Annotated in this window: 20 protein-coding genes, 1 pseudogene and 1 riboswitch; of the genes and pseudogenes, 9 read left to right on the top strand and 12 right to left on the bottom strand. The window is 65.0% G+C overall.

The window, feature by feature from the left end; genetic code table 11:
* Nucleotides 1–86: 86 nt before the first annotated feature.
* From WBP07_RS02020 to WBP07_RS02005, 4 genes are all read left to right on the top strand, one after another.
* A complete protein-coding gene (locus WBP07_RS02020) occupies nt 87–2,777 on the top strand; it encodes a TonB-dependent receptor domain-containing protein (RefSeq protein WP_395393931.1) in 2,691 nt (896 codons plus the stop codon).
* Between the two features lie 127 nt (nt 2,778–2,904).
* Nucleotides 2,905–3,037, top strand: a riboswitch (yybP-ykoY riboswitch).
* A gap of 59 nt (nt 3,038–3,096) precedes the next feature.
* Entirely contained in the window at nt 3,097–3,672 is a 576-nt protein-coding gene (locus tag WBP07_RS02015) for a TMEM165/GDT1 family protein (protein ID WP_395393930.1), read from the top strand.
* A gap of 141 nt (nt 3,673–3,813) precedes the next feature.
* The gene (locus WBP07_RS02010) at nt 3,814–4,218 is read left to right on the top strand and encodes a Rap1a/Tai family immunity protein (RefSeq protein ID WP_395393928.1); all 405 of its coding nucleotides are present in this window, start codon (nt 3,814–3,816) and stop codon (nt 4,216–4,218) included.
* Between the two features lie 114 nt (nt 4,219–4,332).
* The gene (locus WBP07_RS02005) at nt 4,333–4,734 is read left to right on the top strand and encodes a hypothetical protein (RefSeq protein ID WP_395393926.1); all 402 of its coding nucleotides are present in this window, start codon (nt 4,333–4,335) and stop codon (nt 4,732–4,734) included.
* 25 nt (nt 4,735–4,759) lie between these two features.
* Here WBP07_RS02005 and WBP07_RS02000 read toward each other — a convergent pair whose 3' ends face one another.
* A complete protein-coding gene (locus WBP07_RS02000) occupies nt 4,760–5,158 on the bottom strand; it encodes a nuclear transport factor 2 family protein (protein ID WP_395393925.1) in 399 nt (132 codons plus the stop codon).
* A gap of 83 nt (nt 5,159–5,241) precedes the next feature.
* Nucleotides 5,242–5,916, bottom strand: coding sequence for a response regulator transcription factor (locus WBP07_RS01995; RefSeq protein WP_395393923.1), 675 nt, complete (start codon nt 5,914–5,916; stop codon nt 5,242–5,244).
* A 257-nt stretch (nt 5,917–6,173) separates the two neighbouring features.
* On the opposite strand from WBP07_RS01995, the gene WBP07_RS01990 reads away from it, so the two are divergent.
* Nucleotides 6,174–7,061, top strand: a complete 888-nt coding sequence (locus tag WBP07_RS01990; protein ID WP_395393921.1) for a UDP-2,3-diacylglucosamine diphosphatase — start codon at nt 6,174–6,176, stop codon at nt 7,059–7,061.
* A complete protein-coding gene (locus WBP07_RS01985; protein WP_395393919.1) occupies nt 7,058–8,125 on the top strand; it encodes a glycosyltransferase family 4 protein in 1,068 nt (355 codons plus the stop codon). Before WBP07_RS01990 ends, WBP07_RS01985 begins: the two co-directional genes overlap by 4 nt.
* Here the strand turns inward: WBP07_RS01985 and WBP07_RS01980 are convergent.
* The 3 genes from WBP07_RS01980 to WBP07_RS01970 form a co-directional block, all read right to left on the bottom strand.
* Nucleotides 8,112–8,456, bottom strand: coding sequence for a hypothetical protein (locus WBP07_RS01980; RefSeq protein WP_395393918.1), 345 nt, complete (start codon nt 8,454–8,456; stop codon nt 8,112–8,114). The genes WBP07_RS01985 and WBP07_RS01980 overlap by 14 nt on opposite strands.
* Nucleotides 8,457–8,461: 5 nt before the next feature.
* Nucleotides 8,462–9,229: an IclR family transcriptional regulator gene (locus WBP07_RS01975; protein WP_395393916.1), complete on the bottom strand. Its 768-nt coding sequence runs from the start codon at nt 9,227–9,229 to the stop codon at nt 8,462–8,464.
* Between the two features lie 63 nt (nt 9,230–9,292).
* On the bottom strand, nt 9,293–10,312 hold the full coding sequence (locus WBP07_RS01970; protein WP_395393914.1) for an LLM class flavin-dependent oxidoreductase: 1,020 nt from the start codon (nt 10,310–10,312) through the stop codon (nt 9,293–9,295).
* Between the two features lie 208 nt (nt 10,313–10,520).
* Between WBP07_RS01970 and WBP07_RS01965 the strand changes: the two genes are divergently transcribed.
* On the top strand, nt 10,521–11,594 hold the full coding sequence (locus tag WBP07_RS01965; protein WP_395393913.1) for an acyltransferase family protein: 1,074 nt from the start codon (nt 10,521–10,523) through the stop codon (nt 11,592–11,594).
* 76 nt (nt 11,595–11,670) lie between these two features.
* Here WBP07_RS01965 and WBP07_RS01960 read toward each other — a convergent pair whose 3' ends face one another.
* Nucleotides 11,671–12,552, bottom strand: coding sequence for a tyrosine-protein phosphatase (locus WBP07_RS01960; RefSeq protein ID WP_395393912.1), 882 nt, complete (start codon nt 12,550–12,552; stop codon nt 11,671–11,673).
* 26 nt (nt 12,553–12,578) lie between these two features.
* A complete protein-coding gene (locus WBP07_RS01955) occupies nt 12,579–14,864 on the bottom strand; it encodes a TonB-dependent receptor (protein WP_395393910.1) in 2,286 nt (761 codons plus the stop codon).
* Nucleotides 14,865–15,090: 226 nt separating this feature from the next.
* On the opposite strand from WBP07_RS01955, the gene WBP07_RS01950 reads away from it, so the two are divergent.
* Nucleotides 15,091–16,257, top strand: coding sequence for a TetR family transcriptional regulator (locus WBP07_RS01950; RefSeq protein ID WP_395393908.1), 1,167 nt, complete (start codon nt 15,091–15,093; stop codon nt 16,255–16,257).
* A gap of 82 nt (nt 16,258–16,339) precedes the next feature.
* Here WBP07_RS01950 and ssb read toward each other — a convergent pair whose 3' ends face one another.
* The 5 genes and pseudogenes from ssb to WBP07_RS01925 all read right to left on the bottom strand — a co-directional run bounded on the left by ssb (nt 16,340) and on the right by WBP07_RS01925 (nt 20,782).
* Nucleotides 16,340–16,942: a single-stranded DNA-binding protein gene (gene ssb / locus WBP07_RS01945; protein WP_395393907.1), complete on the bottom strand. Its 603-nt coding sequence runs from the start codon at nt 16,940–16,942 to the stop codon at nt 16,340–16,342.
* 81 nt (nt 16,943–17,023) lie between these two features.
* The gene (locus tag WBP07_RS01940) at nt 17,024–18,868 is read right to left on the bottom strand and encodes a ferrous iron transporter B (RefSeq protein WP_395393905.1); all 1,845 of its coding nucleotides are present in this window, start codon (nt 18,866–18,868) and stop codon (nt 17,024–17,026) included.
* 77 nt (nt 18,869–18,945) lie between these two features.
* A pseudogene (locus WBP07_RS01935) lies at nt 18,946–19,197 on the bottom strand (ferrous iron transport protein A); the annotation flags it as partial.
* Nucleotides 19,198–19,427: 230 nt separating this feature from the next.
* Nucleotides 19,428–20,108 carry a COQ9 family protein gene (locus WBP07_RS01930; RefSeq protein ID WP_395393903.1) on the bottom strand — a complete coding sequence of 227 codons (681 nt, stop codon included), beginning with the start codon at nt 20,106–20,108 and terminating at the stop codon, nt 19,428–19,430.
* A 32-nt stretch (nt 20,109–20,140) separates the two neighbouring features.
* Nucleotides 20,141–20,782 (bottom strand): ankyrin repeat domain-containing protein, encoded by a 642-nt coding sequence (locus WBP07_RS01925; protein ID WP_395393901.1) that lies wholly within the window; start codon nt 20,780–20,782, stop codon nt 20,141–20,143.
* A 117-nt stretch (nt 20,783–20,899) separates the two neighbouring features.
* On the opposite strand from WBP07_RS01925, the gene WBP07_RS01920 reads away from it, so the two are divergent.
* Nucleotides 20,900–21,523, top strand: coding sequence for an SCO family protein (locus tag WBP07_RS01920; protein ID WP_395393900.1), 624 nt, complete (start codon nt 20,900–20,902; stop codon nt 21,521–21,523).
* The last annotated feature ends 15 nt before the right edge of the window (nt 21,524–21,538 follow it).

Genomic DNA, 21,538 nt, shown 5'->3' with positions numbered 1-21,538 from the left:
TGGGGGGGCGGCCCGGCGTGGCCGCTCCCCCTTTGTCACACTCTCGCATCACGCAAGACATCCTAAGAGTTCCAGGGGGACCAGACATGACCAAGCCGCGGCTCGCCTCGTTGCTGCTGCTTTCCACTACGATCCTAACGCCGTCGCTGGCGTGGGCGCAGGACAGCACGACGACTTCCGCCTCCGATGCCCAGCCTGCAACCGGGGAAGATACCCAGGCCGACGAAGGTCAAGCGCCTGACATCTCGGTACCCGGCGGCGCCATCATCGTTACCGGACAGCGCAACCGCAATGTCATGCGGACTGCCCCGCAAGTCATTTCGGTCCTCTCCACCGAGGAAATCGCCCGCACCGGCGAAGGCGACATTGCCGGCGCGCTCAGCCGCGTCACCGGCCTCTCGGTCGTCGGCAACGGCTATGTCTACGTGCGCGGCCTTGGCGATCGCTATTCGCTGGCCCTGCTCAACGGTTCGCCCCTGCCGAGCCCGGAACCGCTCAAGCGCGTGGTCCCGCTCGACCTGTTCCCGACCAGCATCGTCGCTTCCTCGCTCGTGCAGAAGAGCTATTCGGCGAACTTCCCCGGCGAATTCGGCGGCGGCGTGATCAACCTCACGACCAAGGCGATCCCGGACGAGAGCTTCCTCGAAATCGGCGGCGGCATCGGCTGGGACACCGAAACCACCAACAAGCTGAGCTATAACTACTACGGCTCGAAAACGGACTGGACGGGCTGGGACAACGGCAACCGCTCGCTGCCCTCGGCGCTGAAGGACTATTTCAACAGCGACACCGTCATCAATCCGACCAGCGATCTGGCCCAGCAGCTTGGCGGCCTGCTCGTCAACAGCCGCAATGCGGTGGTCCAGAAGGACAACCACACCCAGCCGAACTGGTCTGCCGACCTTTCGGCAGGCACGTCGTTCGATCTCGGCTGGGGCACGGTCGGCGTGATCGCGGCAGCCGGCTATTCGAACAAGACCCAGACCAAGCAGATCACCCAGCAGCGTGCGCAGGGCCTCACCTCGGCGCAGCTGTTCGAAGACTTCACAGCCGTGAACACCGACAATCGCATCGTCGGCAACGCGCTGCTCGGCCTCGGCCTGGAGTGGGGCGACAACTCGATCCGCTGGACCAACGTCTACATCCACGACACCGACAAGCACACCGGCCTGCGCATCGGTAAGCGCGAGAACAACTCGCAGGCCGACTACATGCAGCAGACCACCGCGTGGTACGAGCGCCAGCTGATCGACACCCAGTTCGTGGGCGAGTTCAAGCCGGCCGACGACACTACGATCGACCTGCGCGCCGGCTATGCCAACTCGAAGCGCCTCGCGCCGTTCGAGATCAACGCCGAATATCTGCGCACCAATACCGCTTCCGACCAGTACGGCGACGATTTCGTCAACCGTCTCGGCAACGGCAACCAGGATCCGACCACGATCACCTTCTCGCGCCTGAACGAGAACGTGTGGTCGGCCGGCGCCGACGTCAGCCATGTCTTCGCCCCTGGCTGGACGGGTACGGTGGGCTATTCGTACCAGATCAACTCGCGCACCAACTCGCGCCGCTCGCTGGCGGTCTATGCCTATGGCGACCAGACGCAGATCTCGAACTTCGGCCTGCTGCGCCTGGACGTCCTGCTGCAGCCGGGCTCCTGGTACCTGATCGACAACGGCGTGAACTACGGCCTCGAACTGCGCGAGCCGGACGCCACCACCGCGGTCTTCGACTCGCGCCTGCTCAACCACGCCTTCTACGGCAAGGTTGACGGCCAGCTGACCGACGCACTGTCGTTCGACCTTGGCGTGCGCTGGGAATATGCCAAGGAATCGACGATCCTGCGCCCGATCGGCCAGGCGGCGTCCAAGGCGACCGACCTCAAGAACGAATACTTCCTGCCGGCACTGACGCTGACTTACGAGATCCAGCCCGGCATGCAGGTCCGCGCGAGCGCCTCGAAGACGATCGCCCGCCCGCAGTTCCGCGAACTGCTGTATCAACCGTACTTCGATCCGGACACCAACCGTACCTACCAGGGCAACCCGTTCCTGGTGGACAGCCAGCTCTACAACGCCGAAGCGCGCTGGGAATGGTACTTCGCGCGTGACCAGCGGGTTTCGCTGGGCGGCTTCTTCAAGCGCCTGAACAACCCGATCGAATCGTACCTGACCGGTACCGAAACCTTCGTCACGTCCTATGCCAACGCGCCGAAGGCGAACCTCTACGGCTTCGAACTGGAAGCGCAGAAGTACGTCCCGCTCGAAAGCATGGGCAAGTTCTTCGAAACGCGCCGCCTGCTGCTGATCGGCAACTACACCTTCACCAAGTCCGAACTGAAGGTGACCGATACCGATACCGTCCGCATCTTCGGCGCCGGTACCGGCACGTCGCTGGCCACCGACTACTTCAAGAACGGCGCGCCGCTAACGGGCCAGTCGAAGCACATCGGCAACGTCCAGATCGGGCTTGAGGATACGGACAGCCTCTCGCAGCAGACGATCCTGATCAACTATGCCAGCAAGCGCGCGGTCAGCCGCGGCCTTGCCAACTCCGGCCAGCCGGACGTGTTGGAAAATCCGGGTCTGACGATCGACTTCGTCGTGCGCCAGGGCATCAAGCTGTCCGAGAACAAGGAAATCGAACTGAAGTTCGAAGCCCGCAACCTCACGGGCCGCAACCATCAGGAATACCAGCAGATGGAAGACGGCCGGGTGAACTACAACACCTACGATCTGGGCCGGATCTTCACGCTCTCCGGTTCGTTCAAGTTCTGAACCTACTCACCCGGGGGCCCTGACCCCTGGCTCATCCTGGAAGGACCCGGCTGCGGCCTTGCAGCCGGGTCCTCTTTTTTTGCCGCGCACATTTTCCTTTACCCGGCCCGACCGGGCGGGCTATGGGCCGCCCGTCATCTGGGGAGTAGCCGCCCGCAACCCCTGCGGGACCCGTCGTCAACATACTTGGTCGAGAGACCATGGCGCACGGGAGGACGGAGCACCGTTCGGGCGAGACCAATGGCGTTGCAGCTCCGTCCGGCCGGGCGGGTTCTGCCACGCTATTGTCTTGTCTGTCGCCCGGCCCGGAGAATTCGCCTTGGAAGCGCTGCTCACCTCTACCGCCGTCGTTGCCCTTGCCGAGATCGGCGACAAGACCCAGCTTCTCGCCATCGTCCTGGCCACCCGTTTCAAGCGCCCCTGGCCGATCGTTGGCGGCATCTTCGTGGCGACGCTGGCCAACCACTTCCTGGCCGCACTGGTGGGCGAACAGGCCTCCGCCTTCCTCAGCGGCCAGTGGTTCCGCTACCTGATCGCCTTCAGCTTCATCGCCATGGCCGCCTGGACGCTGATCCCCGACAAGTTCGACGATGACGATGCGCCCAAGCCCAGCCGCTTCGGCCCGTTCCTTGCCACTGCCATCGCGTTCTTCCTGGTGGAGATGGGCGACAAGACCCAGCTTGCAACGATCGCGCTGGGCGCCCGTTTCCAGAGCGTGCTGCCCGTCATGGCCGGCACCACCATCGGCATGATGATCGCCAACGTGCCAGCCGTGTTCCTGGGCGATGCCCTGATCAAGCGCGTGCCGCTGGCCGTGGTCCGCACGTTCGCGGCACTGCTGTTCCTGGTGATCGGCCTCTGGCTGCTGGCCCAGACCGCCGGCTGGTTCGGCTGATCTCTGCGCCGGCGTCGCGACACCGGCAGGACTCTGGAACGGAGGGGGCATCTTACGCCCCCTCCCCAGAAGACCGATTGTTGACGGGCCCGCCGTTTGCCACAAGGTTCCGGCATTGTGCCTTGGCCGGGAGAATCGCGCATGAAATCCAGAAAGTTGGCCTGCATCGCCGCCGCTACGTCGGCAGCGCTGGTCCCCATCGCTGCCGACGCGGGTTTCTACACCGGCAACGATCTCTATGAGATCTGCTCGGTGCAGAAGGGCGAGAAGGAGTATCTTGAGCGCTCCTACGAATGCATCGCCTACATCACCGGCGCCGTCGATGCCTTCAACACCACGCGCGAGGCGGCCAAGCTCAAGAGCTGCATCCCAGCGGGCGTGACGATCAGCCAGTTGAAGGACGTGACCGTAAGCTATCTGCGCGACAACCCGGAAACCCGCAACAATTCCGCCTCCTCGCTGGTCCTCGCCGCCACCCGCAAGGCCTGGGCCTGCCCGGGCACGACGCCGACACCGGCAAAACCGACTGTGAAGAAGAAACGGTAAGCCGGAAACAACCGCCCGGGCTGAAACTCGGTCACGCCTGGGCAGATCCTCCTCTCCCTGGATTTGCCCTTCTCAGTAGCTTGATTTCCCCAATTCCCGCACCATGTTACGGGCATGCTACCTCATACGCGCGCGATGGTTGCCGCAACCGCCTATGCCTTCATCACCGGCAGGAAAGTTGCAGGCCTTCATGATCACTCGACGGGACGGGACGTGCGGATTGCCGCCGAATCCCGCGGCGATCAGGTGCAGGGGATCGACGGTGACCGCTCGGCCAAGTTCGGCGGCACGCTTCCCGAAATCTATGACGCGGGCGAACGGGCCCATGTCTCGTTCGAGATCGATGGCACCAAGGCGCAGGGTTACGACCGCGCCTCTTCCGGCTTCTACACCGCCCAAGTGAGCGGGCAGCGCGTACAGTTGTATGACCACGACGAGAGCGTCTGGTTCACGTTTTCCGTGCAGGACATGGAAACGACCATCGACGCGCCGGCCGGCACGGAAGCGAACCACTAGGCAACATCGCGCGGCCGCCTGACGTTCAGGCGGCCACTTCCCGCACCAGTGCGGTATCCGCGAACTGGATGAAGCTTGCGATCTTGCCATGATCGTCCAGCGTGATCAGGTCGAACAGTTGCGTGTCCACCGGCGCCTTGCCTTCGGTGGACACGGTTACCCGCCAGCGTGCGGCGATCCGGTTTCCTTCCACCACCGCGTCCAGAAGCTCCAGGTCGCTGAACCGGAAGCGTTCCATCAATCGGCGGATAGTATCCATCGAAGTCGGTGCGTGAAGACCCGCCGAATTGAGCAGAGTCCGCTCGCCGACAAATTCGAAATGCGCGTCATCGGCCCAGTATCTGGCGACATCTTCCTGATTTCCCGCCACGCGGGCAGCATAGACCTGTCTAACCGTGTCCAGCACGGCATCGCGGTCAAGCATGGTCACCTCCATCGGATAGGAGCAGTGACCGAGTTATAATGCAGAACCAGGCCGCATGCGATCCGCAATAGCCGCGATCGCCGTCACGCCGTATCGAAGACGTATCCCAGCGAACGGACGGTGCGCAGCGGATTGCCCGCGCCCACGCCCTTCAGCGCGCGGCGCAGGCGGCCGATCCATACGTCCACGGTGCGCTCGTCCACTGCCGGTTCCTGCTTGCCCAGCGCAGCGATCAGCTGCGTGCGGGTGAAGACGCGGCCGGGATGTTCGATGAAGTACCGCAGCAGGCGCAGCTCGTTGGGCATCAGCGAGATCGGCTTGCCCTGCCAGCGCGCCTGGAATGCGGCAACGTCCACCGTCAGGTCACCCTGCGCCAGCACGCGCAATCCGGTGCTTTCCTGTTCGCCGATGTTGGCGCCCAGCACCCGGTCCAGCAGCGCGGCGCGAGTCAGCGGACCGACGATGTAATCGTCCGCGCCCATGCGCAGCGCGCGCTTGCGGTCTTCCTGGTTGTCTTCTTCCAGCACCATCGTCACATGCGCGTTCTGCGTCAGCGCATCGGCGCGCAGGCGGCGGCAGAGTTCCAGCCCCGACATTTCCGCCAGAACCCAGTCGATAAAGATCCACAGCGCGCCTTCGATCAGCGGCAGCTCTGCAAAGTCGCTCCAGCGGTGCAGCACGACATCGAAATCGTCATGCCGAAAAGCCGCCAGTCCGCCCGAAAGCTCGCTGGTAAGGAAGATGTCGATACGCTGCATGGCCCCCGTTCGCCTGCCCCTGTCATTTGGTGCGAGCGGCTAATTGCCGCGTCAGTGTGACGAACAGGTGACATATCAATGACACAGGCAAGAAGTTGGGCAAGAAATTGAGTCCGGGATGAATCCCCCCCTCCCGCGCCGATTCTGCCGCGCCCGAAACGCGGCGGAATGCTGTCATCGAAGTGACCCGCAACCGTCACGCCGACGCAACGCGATCATGCGAAATATGACAGAGGCGAAACGGGGGTTTTGGACCGATGCGCAACGACGTGCAGACACTACTCGAACGCACCACTGGCGGCGATTTCGGCGGCAACATTCCCGCCTGGCTCGACCTGCCCGACCCTAAAGGTTTCCGCCCAAAGCGGAAATACGAAACCGTCTGGATCTCAGACGTCCACCTCGGCACGCGCGGCTGCAATGCCGAGATGCTGGTGGACTTCCTGCGCTCCATCGAGTGCAAGACGCTCTATCTGGTTGGCGACATCGTCGACGGCTGGCGGCTCTCCAAGGGCTGGTACTGGCCGGACGCGCATAACGAAGTGATCCGCCGCATCCTCAAGATGGCGCATCGCGGCACCCGCGTGGTGTTCGTGGCCGGCAATCATGACGAGATGCTGCGCGATTACGCCGGTCTCACCTTCGGCGGCGTGGAACTGGTGCTGGAAGCCGTCCACGAAACCAAGGACGGCCGCCGCCTGCTGGTCACCCACGGAGACGCGTTCGACGGCGTGGTGCTCTATGCCAAGTGGCTCGCCTTCCTGGGCGACAAGGCATACGGCCTGCTGCTGCGCGCCAACATCGTGTTCAACGCAGTGCGTCGTAAGCTGAAGCTGCCTTACTGGTCGCTCTCGGCCTACATGAAGAAGAAGGTCAAGAACGCCGTTCAGTACGTGTGCAGCTATGAAGAGGCTGTGGCGAACGAGGCGATCTCGCGCGGGTTCGATGGGGTGGTCTGCGGCCACATCCACTGCGCGGAAATCCGCCAGTTCGGCGGCATCACTTATTATAACGACGGCGATTGGGTGGAAAGCTGCACCGCGCTGGTCGAAGATGCCGCTGGCGACATCACCATCATCGACTGGATCGCGGAAACCGGAGGGCACACTGCCCCGGCGGATACCCTTGCGGAGGCCGCCGAGTGAAGCTGACGCTGGCGACCGACGCCTGGCTCCCGCAAGTCAACGGCGTCGTCCGCTCGCTCACCACCACTCTCGACGAACTGACCTTGCGGGGCCACGAAGTCGATACGCTGACGCCGGATCTGTTCCTTACCCTGCCGATGCCGGGCTATGCCTCGATCCGGCTGGCCATGGCGCCGCGTTTCGGGGTGCGACGGATGCTCGATCGGACCCGGCCGGACATCGTCCACATCGCCACCGAAGGCCCGATCGGCTGGGCCGCGCGCGGCTGGTGCCTGGCCCGCGGGGTGCCTTTCACGTCGGCCTTCCACACGCGCTTTCCCGAATATGCCGCCGTCCGCACCGGCATCAGCGCGGAACGTTTCTGGCCGATCATGCAGCGCTTTCACGCGCCCAGTCAGGCCGTGCTGGTCTCTACCGATGGCCTTGCCGCCGAGCTTGCGGGCCGGGGTATCGGCCATACCCGGCGCTGGAGCCGGGGCATCGACCACACGCTGTTCCGCACCGACGGCCCGCGCCATCCGGCGATGACCGCCCTGCCCGGCCCGGTGCTGCTCAATGTGGGCCGCGTGGCGCCGGAAAAGAACCTTGAGGCATTCCTCGACGCCAACGTGCCCGGCAGCAAGGTCGTGGTGGGGGACGGTCCGGCACTGGAAAGCCTGAAGCGCCGCTATCCGCATGTGCTGTTCATGGGGGCGCTGGCGGGCAAGGAACTGGCAAGCGCCTATCGCGCCGCCGACTGCTTCGTTTTCCCGAGCCTGACCGACACTTTCGGCCTTGTGGTGATCGAGGCGCTGGCCTGTGGCACCCCGGTCGCCAGCTTTCCCGTCACCGGCCCGGTCGACATCCTCGGCCGTGACGGCCGCGGGGTAGACGAACCGCTCGTTCGCCCGGCCGGCGCGGTCGACGAAGACCTTGCCACCGCGATCCGCGCCGCCCTGCGGATCGATCGCAAGGACGCCGCCGCACTGGGCCTTCAGTTCTCCTGGGAACGCGCGACGGATCAGTTCCTTGCAGCACTGACGGCAGCGCTGGAAGGCGATCGCGGACTGCTCAGCGCGGCTTGAAGAAGCGCCTGAGATTGATGAGAAGTCCCCCGCGAGGGTGCTTCTCGCGCACTCCGGCCACGCTTGCCTCATTCGCTGTGAGCGCCTCTAAAGGTTCTGGTCGCGGCGGCGATGAGATTTGGCGACGCTCGAAAATTTCGACTTCAGCAAAATTATCGCCCCCATCCCAGATTGTTATAAATTCTTCGGGATGCACATCAATCGAGAACGGAAAGCCATCATCAAGCGTCACGACAGCCTCGCCGCCGGCGGGTACATCATACTGGTCGCAATATGGCTCGATGAAAATAGTCAGCCGCGTAGCGAGATAGTTGCGTATAGGTAACTTCATAGTCTCTACCTGAACCCCAGACTGCGCGAGATCAGAGCCGCTTCGACCATTACCATCCGCGCCAGTTCCGGCAGGCGATCCTTCGCACGCGCCGTTGGTGCGGCAATCACCAGTGCGCCCATCACTTGCCCCGCTGCATCGCGGATCACCGCCGCCGTGCCGGTAACTCCCTCCGCCGCCTGATCGACGGTTTGCGCGAAACCCTGTTCGCGTGCGGTTTCGATCGCCGCCTTCAACCCCGCGCGATCGATCATCGTGGCCGGCGCCAGCCGCTCGGCCGTCAGGCGCTTGAGATAGCTGTCCACGGCATCTGGCGAGCAGGTGGCGAGCAAGGCGCGCCCACCTGCCGTCGCATAGAACGGCCGCCGGTCGCCGATGGAGACGAGGTAGCGCACCACGTGCGCGCTCTCGACCAGATCGACATAGGTCATGCTTTCGCCTTGGGCTCCACCGGGAGGAGCGCTCTGCGCATCCCCCACCCCCAGCAGCACCGTCTCTCCGCTGGCCGCACTGAGCCGGCGCATGCCATCGCGGATCAGGTCCGAACTCTGCAGCCGCCGCCGTGCCTCGGTCAGCGCACTGCCAAGGCCGAAGGCACCGGGCCCCAGCCGCCATGTGCCGTCCGTGCCGATCACGAAGCCCTCGTCCGCCAACCCGCGCAGCAGCGCCGCAAGGCTGCTTTTCGGCGTGGCGAGGCGGCGGCTGAGATCGGCCAGCGAGACCGGCTCGCTGCTGGCGCAGAGCACTTCCAGCAGGCGGATCACCCGCGTCACCGACTGCGGCGATGCCGCCCGCCGTTCACTTATCTGCGCACCCTGCTCCAAGCTTTGCCTGCCTCACCGAAATGCGGGAATGACTTCATCCGCGAAGACCTTGGCATAGGCAAGGAAACGCTCGGCCGGAAGCCCGGGCGGCTTCATCATCGTCACATGTTCGATCGGTGCCTTTTCCCGCAGCCGCCGGAAATGGTCGATCGCCTCGTCCGGGGTCAGGATACGCATCGCGCCGCTGGCCTTGAAGCTATCGAGGTCCATCGCCTTCATCGCCGGATCGTCGATGCCGATCGCGCTGTCTTCCGCCATCCAGGCGGCATAGGAATTGCTGACATGCAGGAAATGCGGCGCCAGTTCCTCCATCGCCGCCGCCTTGTCGTGCGCGACCACCAGCATCAGTTCCTGGATCCAGACTTTGGCCGCCGCCGGGTCCTTGCCCTGCGCTTCCAGCTTCTGGCGGTAGAGCGGCCAGACATCGGCATTGCCGAAGTAACCGTCGCCATATTTCGCCACGCGCTCCATCGCCTTGGGCGCGAAGCCGCCGATATAGAGCGGCACCTGCCCCCTGCTCGACAAAGCCGTGACTTGCGCGCCGTCCAGCCGGAAGTGATCGCCCGCGAAATCCACTCTCTCGCCCGCCCACAGCCGCCGAACCACGTGAAGGAACTCATCGAACCGCGCGCCGCGCTTGCGGAAATCCAGCCCCTGCGCGGCATATTCCCGCGCGCGGTACCCGATGGCGAGGCCCATCCGCAGCCGCCCGCCGGACAGTGCATCCAGCACCGCGCAATCCTCTGCAAAGCGCAGCGGCTCGTAGAGTGGGGCCAGCGCGATACCCGATCCGATCGCCATGCGCTTCGTGCGCGCGGCGATGGCGGCCAGCATCACCAAGGGCGAGGTCAGGTAGCCATCCTCTGCCAGATGATGCTCCGGCACCCAGGCCCCGTCGAAGCCCAGCGCCTCGGTCTCGGCAACCACGTCCAGCACTTCGGCATGCAGCGCCTCTGGCGGCTGCCGCCACGGCGCCGGATTGCGCATGTCGTAGAGATAGCCGAAGCCCAATTCGCCTGCCAATTCGCTCACTCCTGCCCCGCCTGCCGGTCCGGAGCGAGCCTAGCGCCCCGGAAGCGCGCGGAACATCGGGCGGTGGGGCGCCGGGGCGATGATGCGGATCGCGCCCAATCCGCCCTTCCCGGTTCGCCCTACTGGATTCTGCCAATGCCCCGGCCGCGCTGGGCCGGTACGATACCACCGCCAGATTTGTGCCAATTTGCAACAAGAGGTGGCAATCATGAACAAGCTGAACGTGGTTCAGGGGGCGAGAGCCCTCGCCGCCGCATTGGTGGTCGTCTCGCACGGAGAACTGTGGGCAGCCGGGTTCGGCCCGATCGGCCTGCCGGAGCGCGACTTCGGCCTGCTGGGCTCGATCGGGGTCATGATGTTCTTCACCATCAGCGGCTTCATCATGCTTCATGTCCATCACGACATGTTCGGCATGCGCGACGCGCCCGGCACTTTCCTGCGCCGCCGGATCGCCCGCATCGTTCCCCTTTACTGGCTGATGACGATAGCCGCCGCCGCGATCGTCGTGAAGAACGCCCAACCGCTTGGCGTCGCCGATATGGTGCAGTCGTTCCTGTTCATTCCCAGCTTCGGTGCCTTGGGGCTCATGCGCCCGGTGCTGGGAGTGGGCTGGACGCTGAACTACGAGATGTTCTTCTACGCCCTGTTCGCCGCCGCGCTTTTCCTGCGGCGGGGGCTGGCGTTGCTATGCCTGACGCTGGCCGCCCTGCTGGTTTTCGGCCAGATCATCAATCCGGTCTGGAACTACCACGAACCGCGCAACGCCATCGAATTCTGGACCACGCCGCTGCTGCTGCCGTTCCTGCTGGGCGTCGGCTTTGCAGTGGCCCGCCGACGCGTGCCGAACCTGCGCGTCCATCGCCCGGCCCTGCTGATGGCCTGCGGCATCGCGGCGATCGCGGTGATCCAGACGTTGCTGGTCCCGGTCGGCCAAAGTCCCGGTTGGTGGCGCGTAACGCTTCCCGTCGATTCAGCGATAGTGGCGGCATTCGCGATCCTGGCCCCGGGCACGATAGCGGTGCCGGCGTGGATCGTGCTGATCGGCGACGCTTCGTTCAGCCTCTATCTGGTCCATCCGCTGCTGTTCGGCGTGGCCCAACATCTGGGCGGGGTCGCCTTGGGACGCGTGAGCCCGGTACTGGCCCTCGTGTTCTACATGGGCCTGAGCATCGTTGCTGCCGTGGCGCTCTATTTCGCGGTGGAGCGACCGCTGACCCGGCGCTGCGCGCAATTTCTTTCCGGCCTGGGCCGCAAGCGCGAGGCGCAGGCCTCGGCCGCATGACGTTACGAGATCATTGGCCGTTTCTTCCCGGACGTAGCCGCAAGGCAATTTGCGGCCCCGTCCGGGAAGCCCCCAATCAGTCGAGGTACATGGCGCGCAGCTTGGCGATCTGGGCCTGATCCATGCCCATCTCGGTCTTGAAGTAGCCCATCGCGCCGCCGGGATAGGCATCCAGCTTGTTCAGCGCGGCTTCGATGTAGCTGCGATCGGCGCGCATGAAGGCGCCCTGCACCGCCGGCGGCAGTGACAGGAAGGCCTGGCCGGTGGCGGCGTTCGGGCTGGTCTTCGCCTTCTTCATCGCTTCCGGCAGGTAGGTGTTGGTCAGCAGGTAGTCCTGGATCACCGTATCGCGCGGAACGCCCAGCGCGGTCAGCAGCAGCGCCGCCGAAACGCCGGTGCGGTCCTTGCCGGCCGAACAGTTGAAGGCCAGCGGCGCATTGCCGGCGAGAAGTTCGCCAAACATGCGCTTGAACTGCGGCGCGAAGGTCTTGAGCATCATCGGATAGCTGGTGGCCATCATCGTGGTCGCCCCTTCGGGGGTGATCTTGCTCAGGTCCTTCGGCATCAGGCCGATCGCCATGCCGCTGTAATCGTCTGCAAAGACGGTGGGGCCGGTGCCTGCCGCCCAGGGCATCGGCTCCGCCTTGCGCTCACCGGTGTCGCGGTAGTCGCACACGGTCTTCAGGCCCAGCTTGTTCAGGTAGGCAAGGTCGCCCGCGGTCAGGTCCACCATAGAGCCGGAGCGGAACAGCATGCCCCACTTCACAGTGTGGCCGTCGGTGGTGCGATAACCGCCAAGGTCACGGAAGTTGCGGCCGCCTTCCAGCGGCAGCAGACGCTGATGCGCGGGCGCGGCAACGGCGGCCGGCGCCTCGTTCGCGGCTTGCGCCGCGAAGAAGGCCGGGGTGGAGAGTGCGACCACAGCGGCGCCGAGAATGGCGATCTGACGGATCTTCATTGTCGTTTCCTTATTTTCTTTATCGATCAGAACTGCACGGTGCCGGTGAGGCCGAAGGTGCGCGGATCGTTGAAGATGCCGTAGTAACCCAGCGAAGAACCGCCGTTCGCCTTCACGAAGGCATAGCTTTCGTTGAACAGGTTGCGCGCCCAGACCGAGAGTTCCAGCTTGGCGCCGGTGCCCGGCATCTCGATACCGCCCAGCGCGACGCGGCCGTTGACCACGAACGAGGAGTCGGTCTTCGTCGGGTCGCTCGCCATCGAGTACTGGCCCGAGGAATAGTTGCCGTCGAGGTGGAAGCGCAGCGTGGCATCGGCCACCGGCAGTTCGTAATCGATCGCCCCGCTGGCGGCATGGGTCGGCGTGTAGACGACGTAGACCGAGGTCAGCGCGTCGTTCTGGAACGGGTTCTCGGCCGGCGGCAGATGGGTGTGCGTGTAGGCGTAGGAACCGGTCAGCGTCAGGCCCTGAACCGGGGTGACGGTAAGATCGGCCTCGATACCCTTGATGCGGCCGTTGCCTTCGGCATTGGTGGTTTCAAGCGTGGTGCGCGTGGTGTTCAGGACCGGCGCGATGAAGTCTACCTGCATGTCCTTGTACGCAGAGGTATAGGCAGCCAGGTTGAAACGGGCGTGGCGATCGAAGAACTCGGTCTTGGCGCCAATTTCGAAGGTCGAAACCGATTCCGGATTGAACTTGCGATAAGTGAGCGAGCGGCTGTTGGCACCGCCGGCCTTATAGCCGGTGCTCCACTTACCGTAGAGGTGGACGTCCTGCGTCGCGTCGACGGCAAGGTTCACCATCGGATCGAAGCGGTTCCACGCTGCGTCGAGCGTGTACGGGGTGGCGACGCCGTTTACTTCGTCCAGTGCGCCGGTCTTCTTGTCATGCGTGTAACGGCCACCAGCGGTGAGGTGGACGATCTCGCTCAGCATTTCCGGCGTCCAGGTCGCCTGCCCGAACACGCCGACGCTTTCCGTCGTGGCATGGCTGGCGCGGTCCGGGAACGGGATCGACGAGGTGGGCGTGGCAAGGATCGTGTAGCTGGTGCCGTCCGCGTTCCACTTGTTGGTGTACGGCGTCCAGGCGTTGTCGTTCACCTTCTCATGGTAATAGAAGGCGCCGCCCACGAAGGTGACCTGCTTCATCGTGCCGATCAGCTGGACTTCCTGGCTGTACTGCTTCTGCCACGTATCGGCGAGGCTGAAGCGGCTGAAGTTGGTGTTGTTGCTGTAGCCCGGAATGAACACGCCCAGGTTGCTGGAACCGTTGTCGTTCTGCGTCTGGCTGAGCTGGCGGTACGAGGTGATCGACTTCAGTTCCAGCTCGGGCGAGACATTCCAGTCCAGCGTCAGCAGGTGGCCGTGCGTCTTGCCGACGGCCCAGGGCTGCGGCACGCCGATGTTCGCGGTCTTAGCACGATCGGGCTGCATCTGGAGCAGCGGGCCGGTGGTCTTGGTCAGCAGCTGAAGGTAATAGGGCGTGCTCTCGTCGCGCGAGATGTCGAACGAGTAGAGCGCGTTGAAGTTGGTGCTCGGCTGCCACAGCACGCCGGCGTGGAAGCCCTTCTTGTTGTAGGCATTGAAATCGTGCTGGCCGGCCAGCGGGTTGTCCACGGTACCGTCGCGCGTGGTGATCAGGCCGTCCAGCTTGACCGAGATGTTGGCGACGCTCGGCAGGTCGAGGTGCAGGCTGGCTTCGCGCGAACCGTAGTTGCCGACGCCGACACTGGCGCGGCCGTCGAATTCGCCGCTGGGCTTCTTGGTGACGATGCTGATCGCGCCGCCTTCGGTGTTGCGGCCGAACAGCGTGCCCTGCGGGCCCTTCAGCACTTCGATGCGCTCCACGTCATAGAGCGCCGAGCCGAGGCCCTGTGCGCGGCCCATGAACACGCCGTCGATATAGACGCCCACGCCCTGGTCGCGGGCGGGCTGGTTGGCATCGCCCAGCGTGCCGATGCCGCGCATGCCCACGGTCAGGGCCGAGCTGCGCGAGAACATCGGCGCGATACGCAGCGAGGGGATCGAGCCGTCGCCCAGCGATTCAAGGCTGACGACGTGACGGTTGGCCAGGTCTTCCGCACCGACGACCGAGATCGAGATCGGCGTGGTCTGAAGGTTCGTCTCGCGCTTCTGGGCGGTCACGACGATATCGGTCAGGCCCGAGCTGCCGTCGACAGCGCCGTCCGCAGCCGGATCGGCGGCAGCAGCGGCGGGCTCAGCGGCGTGCGCGGCGCCAGCGATGGTGAGCGCGACGAGCGCGGTGCCGGTAAGCGCGGCAGTGCGGAAGGAATCGGCGATACGAACGAACATGGGCAACCCCTGTGATGTCTTCGGGGCGCCGACTAGAACGCTTGTATGGCAAGCTTGTTACGTTTGTATGGAAGTTCAGAGACAGTCTCAAAGCCATGATTGTCATAACTTCGTCGCACATGGCATGATATTGCGCAGTATGCCGATTGCGGCATGGCGGGGATGCAGCAACGGGCCGTTTCGCGTGATGGATGCAGATTTTCAGGACTTTCCTACTCAAAAACGCTTGATAGCCACCGTTCTGGAGCTTTGGGCGACGCAAGGCCACGCGGCGATTTCCGCCCGTCTGTTGAGCCGGATGACCGGCGTGCCGACATCCAGCATCTATCATCACTTCGGATCCATGGAACACTTGTTCCACTCCGCGCAGGGCCACGCGCATGAAGCCGCGCAGGCATGGTGCGCCGATCGCCTGGCCGATCTGACCCACTGGCCGGAGCATGGCGGCGGCGATTCGCTGGCCGCCGTGGTGGCCGTGCTGATCGACGACTGGGCCACCGATGCCCGCACGCTGGCCTTTGCATGGACGCAGTGTCATCTGCTGGCCCTGCGCGACCCCACTTATGTCCCCGCACTGGACGCATGGCGCGACCTCTGGGCCGGTTTCTGGCGCGACGTCTGCGCGCGCGCGGGCCTTGGCGAATTCGCGCGATCGACCGGCCACTTCTTCGAAGGCGCAGCGCACCTGCACCTGATCCGCTGGCGCCGCACGGTCGATCGCGCCGCGCTGGATGAACTCTGCCGCGGCTGGGGCCAGTGGCTGGACGGCAGCCTGTCCGGCGAAGGCGCATGGCGCGGGCTCGCCCGCCAGTCTGCGCAAGAGGCCGAACCGCGCCGCCAGAGCCGCAACAACGTGGCGGATGCGATCGCACAGGCCGCCGCCAGCGTGGTGGAAGAAGGGGGCGTTGCCGCCCTCACCCACCGTGCCGTCGCCACGCGGGCGGAAGTAACGCTGGGCGTGGTCTCCTACAACTTCCGCACCAGCGCCGATTTGGCGCAAGTCGCGTTCGAGACGATCTACCGCAACATCACCGATCACGTCCGCGAGGCTGTGAAGGCCCGGTTGGACCGCGAAGAAGCGATCCTGGCGTGGAAGGACTTCCCCTCTCAGCCCAGCCCGCTGGTCGCCATCGAGGAACTGATGCTGGCCGTGGCGCGCGATCCCGCGCTGGCCGAGTTCGGCCCGCAATTGCGCTATCTGCGCGGACGTACCAGCGGCTTGCAGCTGGCCGCTCTGCTTGGGGGCAATGCGCAAGTCTCTCCGCTGGACATGGCGGTCTATTCCAGCTTCGTGAGCGGCCAGCGCCGGGCGCTGATCGGGCGCGATGTCGCCGAAATCCACGCCAGCCTGGACGAGACCGACCGCCTGCTTGAACGGTTACGGCCCGCCTGAACATCGACCGGAACGGCGGACAGCAAAAAGGCAGCGTTTCCGCTGCCTCATTGCCTTCGATACTGTACCGGTCGCTGACCGATCAGAACGGGATATCGTCGTCCAGATCGTCGCCGAAGCCGCCGCCCGAGGACGAGGGCGTACGGCCCCAATCGTCGCCGCCCGAGGACGAACCACCCGACGATCCACCCGAACGGCCCCAGTCGCCGCCGCCCGACGAGCCACCGCCCGAACGGCCGCCACCGCCGAAGCCGCCGCCCGAACCGCCCGAGGAACCACCCTCGTTCCAGCCGCCGCCGGAGCCGCCACGGGCACCGCCGCCACCGCCGCCCTGCGCGCCGTCCAGCATGGTCAGCACGCCGCCGACGCCGCCCACCGAAACTTCGGTGGTGTAGCGGTCGTTGCCGTTCTGGTCCTGCCACTTGCGCGTGCGCAGCTGGCCTTCGATGTAGATCTTCGAACCCTTGCGCAGGAACCGCTCGACCACGCCGACCAGGCCTTCGCTCTGGATCACGACCGAGTGCCACTCGGTGCGTTCCTTGCGCTCACCGGTGGCGCGGTCCTTCCACGATTCCGAGGTGGCGATGCGCAGATTGGCAATGCGCCCGCCGTTCTGGAACGACTTCACTTCGGGATCGGCTCCGAGGTTGCCGATCAGAATGACCTTGTTGACACTGCCTGCCATGATGGAATCGCTTTCTTCTGAATCTTGGCGCTTGGGGTAGCCAATGGGGGCCGGCGATGCGAGTCTGCCGGCCTCGGTTTTCTACAGCCCCGCGCTCACCGCGATCCAGTAGGTCGCGCCGGCCGCCACGTAGGCAAGGCCGAACAGGTAGGCCAGCATGAAGATCGGCCATTTCCAGCCGTTCGTCTCACGCCGGGTCACCGCGATGGTGGACATGCACTGGGGCGCGAACACGAACCATGCCAGGAACGCCAGCGCCATCGGCAGGGTCCAGCGGCCCTTCAGGCGATCGCCCAGTTCGACGGCCTGCTCGTCCTCGTTATCGCCCGCGTCCACCGCATAGGTCGTCGCCAGCGAGGAGACGGCCACTTCGCGCGCAGCCATCGCCGGGATCAGCGCGAGGGCCATGTCACGGTTGAAGCCGATCGGCTCCACCACCACGGCCAGGCCATTGGCAATCTTGCCCGCGATCGAGGCATCGACCTGGCTCTCGCCCGGCTTGGCCTGCGGGAAATTGAGCAGCACCCACAGCACCACGGTCACCGTGAAGATGATCGTGCCTGCGCGGCGCAGGAAGATCCACGCGCGCTGCCACAGGCCGATCGCCATGTCCTTCAGACGGGGCAGCTGGTACTTCGGCAGCTCCATGATGAAGCCGGAAGCCGCGCCCTTGGTGATCGAATGGCGCAGCACCAGCGCCACGATCATGGCGCCGACGATGCCCGCGACATAGAGGCCGAACAGCACCAGCCCCTGCAGATGCACGCCGCCGCCCACGTCCTTGTTCGGGATGAAGGCGCCGATAATCACCGCGTAGACCGGCAGGCGGGCCGAGCAGGTCATCATCGGCGCGATCAGGATCGTGGTCAGCCGGTCCTTGGGATCGGTGATCGAACGCGTCGCCATGATGCCGGGAATGGCGCAGGCAAAGCTGGAGAGCAGCGGGATGAAGCTGCGGCCGGACAGGCCGACGAACGACATCAGCCGGTCCATCAGGAAGGCGGCGCGGGCCATATAGCCCGATGCTTCCAACGCCAGGATGAAGGCGAAGAGGATGACGATCTGCGGCAGGAACACGATCACCGCGCCAACGCCAGAGATCACGCCGTCGGTCACCAGACCGCGCAGCAGGCCGGGCGGCATCGCGGCCTTCACCGTGTCGTGCAGCCAGCCGGCGCCGGCATCCAACGCGTCGGCAAAGGGCGTCGCCCAGGCGAACACCGCCTGGAACATGACGAAGAACACGCCCATCATGATCAGGAAGCCCAGCCAGGGGTGCAGCAGCACCTTGTCGAGCCGAGCATGAAGACGGTGCCGCTTCGATTCGGACAGGATCGCAGCATCGGCCATGGCATGAGCAGCCACGCGGCGCTCGGTCGGCCCCAGCGCGGTGAGGCCCGGCCCCGGATGGCGCGTTTCGGCCGAAGCGATCGCCTCAGCCAGTTCGACCAAGCCCCGGCGGCGCACGGCCACCGTGGAGATCACGCGCACGCCGAGTTCTTCCTCAAGCACGGCGGGATCGAGCACCAGCCCGTCCCGCTCGGCAAGGTCGACCATGTTGAGCGCGACGACGGTGGGCTTGCCCAGCGCCAGCACTTCCTGCGCGAAAACCAGATGCTGTTCGAGGTTGGAGGCGTCCAGCACCACCACCAGCACATCGGGCATCGCCTCGCCCGCGAAGTGGCCGGCGATGACCTTGGCGGTCACTTCCTCGTCCGGGCTGGTCGCATCCAGGCTGTAGGCGCCCGGAAGGTCGGTCATCTCCACCGGCTCGCCAGTCGGCAGCACCATGCGGCCCGACTTGCGCTCCACGGTGACGCCCGGATAGTTCGCGATCTTCTGCCGCGCGCCGGTCAGCGCGTTGAACAGCGCGCTCTTGCCCGCATTGGGATTGCCGACGAGGGCGACCTTGCGCTGGCGGCTCATGCGGCGATCCCCGGCTTGCCGGAAGTTTCGGCCGGCTTTTCAGCCTCGGCAGACTTGTCCTTCGCGCCGCCGTTCTCGATCGCCTCAACGGTCATCGCGGCGGCATGGGCACGGCGCACGGCCACGGTCATGCGGCCGACAGTGATGGCGATGGGATCGCGCCCGACGAAAACGCCGCGATGCGCGACGGCAACGCGGGCGCCCTCCTCCAGCCCCAGCGCGCGCAAACGGCGCGCCTCCTCTTCAACGAGTACGCTCCAGTCCACGGCGACGATGCGGGCGAGCTGGCCGAGGGGAAGCCTGTCGAGAGTAAGCGAATGAAGACTCATGGGGCTGCGCTGCCAGATATGCACATCGATTGCAACTGGTTCGCAATAGCCTCGCAATTACGGGAGGATAGCGGCACCGGCCTACTCCCCCACCCGATCTCCACAACAGCGTATCCTGGATGGGAGGTCGGCCCCCTCAGTAAAATGGTCCCCCGGACCTTTTTATGTTCTTCGGGGCGGGAGTGGGCCGGTGCCGCAAGCCTTCGACGGATGTCGAAGGCGCATAAGCATCAACGCGCGGGGTAACGCAGGCGGCCCATCAAGCGGACCAGGCTGATCCGCTCCTCCCGCGGGCGGAAAAGCTGCGCCTTGGTCTTTTCGAAGCGCATGATACCTTCGATTCGGCGGTCCAGGAAGGCGCGCGTGTCGGCCTTGGGGCCGGTGGCATCCTCGCTGGTGTCGCTGGCGAAAACCTTCAGCGTGGCGGCGTAGATCGCCCCCAGAGTCGCCCGTTTGGTATAGTGGTTGTAATCGGTCGCCGTATCGCCGGCCAGGCGCCACATGGCGTCCGCGCTACGCCAGCCCAGCCGCGTGGCAGAGATCACGTTGCGCGGCAGCGCCATGATCGCCAGCGCGCGGCTCAGCGCTTCCTCGCGCCCGGTCACGGCATCGAGCCGGGCCATGACGAGGCGGCGAATACGCTCCCGGATCGGCAGGCCCGCCAGCGACGAGGCCGGCGTGGTGCGTGCCATTTCGGCATCGACATGGCCAATCCAAGCCTCGATCATCGCCATCTGCGCAGAGTGAGCGGAGTCCGCCCGGAACGCAAAGCGCGCCAGTTCGGGATCGACGCCGGCAAGGCGCGCGGCTTCCGTCACGGCCTTGTCGGTCCAGCCATCGAACACCGCCGCATCGGCGATAGCCGGGGCAAGCTGGCGGCGCAGTTCCTGAAGCGTTGCGGGTTCTTCCATCTCTCGTACTTTCGCCGCCACAACCATGCCGATTACATTACCGGGCCGTAGACGGCCTTGGCCTTGCCGCCCTTGACGCCGTAGGTCTCCACGGTCTGCGCCAACTGGCTGCCCTTACCGCCTTCGGTATTGGCATAGTCACGCGCGCTGCGGCCGGAATTGTCCGCACGGTCGGCATTGGCGCCGGCCTGAAGCAGCGCCTTCACCATTTCCACGTCCTTGCGGTGCACCGCGAAGATCAGCGGGGTTTCGCCGGCATCGTTCGAAACGTCGGTGGAGGCCTTTGCGTCCAGCAGGATCAGCAGGCCATCGCGCCAGCCCAGGCTGACCGCCATCTGCAGCGGGGTGCGGCCGTGATCGTCCGCCAGATTGACGTTGGCGCCCTTGCCGATCAGGAAGTTCAGCCAGGTGGCATCGCGGCGCTGGGTGACGATCATCAGCGCGGTCTCGCCGGTCGTCACGTCCTTGGCATTCACGATCTGGCTGTTGTCCATCAAGGCCTTCTCGACCTTGTCGCCCTCCTTCTTCTTCACCGATTCGAGGAACTTGTAGCCTTCCGAATAGTCGGCATAGGCGGGCGACGCGATCGTCATGCCGGCAGCCAGCGCGGCCAGCCCCGACACGAGGATCCGGCGCGAAAACCTGTTGGCGTTCCCGGAGATCGTCTTCGACACGTTTGAATTTCCTTCCAGACTGGGCCTTCAGAGCCCCGCGGGCGGCCCCGTCCGTCTCCGGCGGCCAGCCCCGGTGCCTGATAAATCGCACCCTTGCACGCAGCGCTCTAGCAGAGCATGAAGCGCGGCGCCATGACCTACCTTGCCAAGTTCCGCCGCCCGTTTGCACTCGCCGCAATGGCGCTGGCCATCTCGATGCCGCTCGCCTCCTGCGGGAAGTCCGGCGGAGAGGCGCCGCCGCTGGAAGGGGCGGAGATCGGCGGGCCCTTCACCCTGGTGGACAAGGCCGGGCGAACGCACACCTGGGATTCGTTCAAGGGCCAGTGGCGGATCGTCTACTTCGGCTACACTTTCTGCCCCGATGCCTGCCCGATGGACGTTCAGGCGATGATGCGCGGCTTCTCGCTGTTCGAGAAGGAACACACCAAGGCGGCGGAAAAGGTGCAACCGATCTTCATCACCATCGATCCCGCGCGCGATACGCCGGAAATCGTCGGCCAATGGACCGCCGCCTTCGGCCCGCGCCTGTTGGGGCTGACCGGCAGCGCCGCGCAAGTGAAGCAGGCCGCCGATGCCTTCGCGGTCTATTACAAGAAGGGTGAGAACACGCCCGGCGGCTATCTGATGGACCACAGCCGCATTGCCTTCCTGATGGACCCGGATGGAGAGCCGATCGCGATGCTTCCGGTGGACAAGGGGCCCGAAGCGGTTGCCGCAGAACTCGCCAAATGGGTGAGCTGAGCGTAGAATCGATAC

The sequence above is a fragment of the Novosphingobium oxfordense genome (genome assembly GCF_044029435.1).
In the GTDB taxonomy this organism is placed as follows: Bacteria; Pseudomonadota; Alphaproteobacteria; order Sphingomonadales; family Sphingomonadaceae; genus Novosphingobium.
Note: the sequence above shows the minus strand (reverse complement) of the source record. Positions and strands in the feature narration are given on the sequence as shown.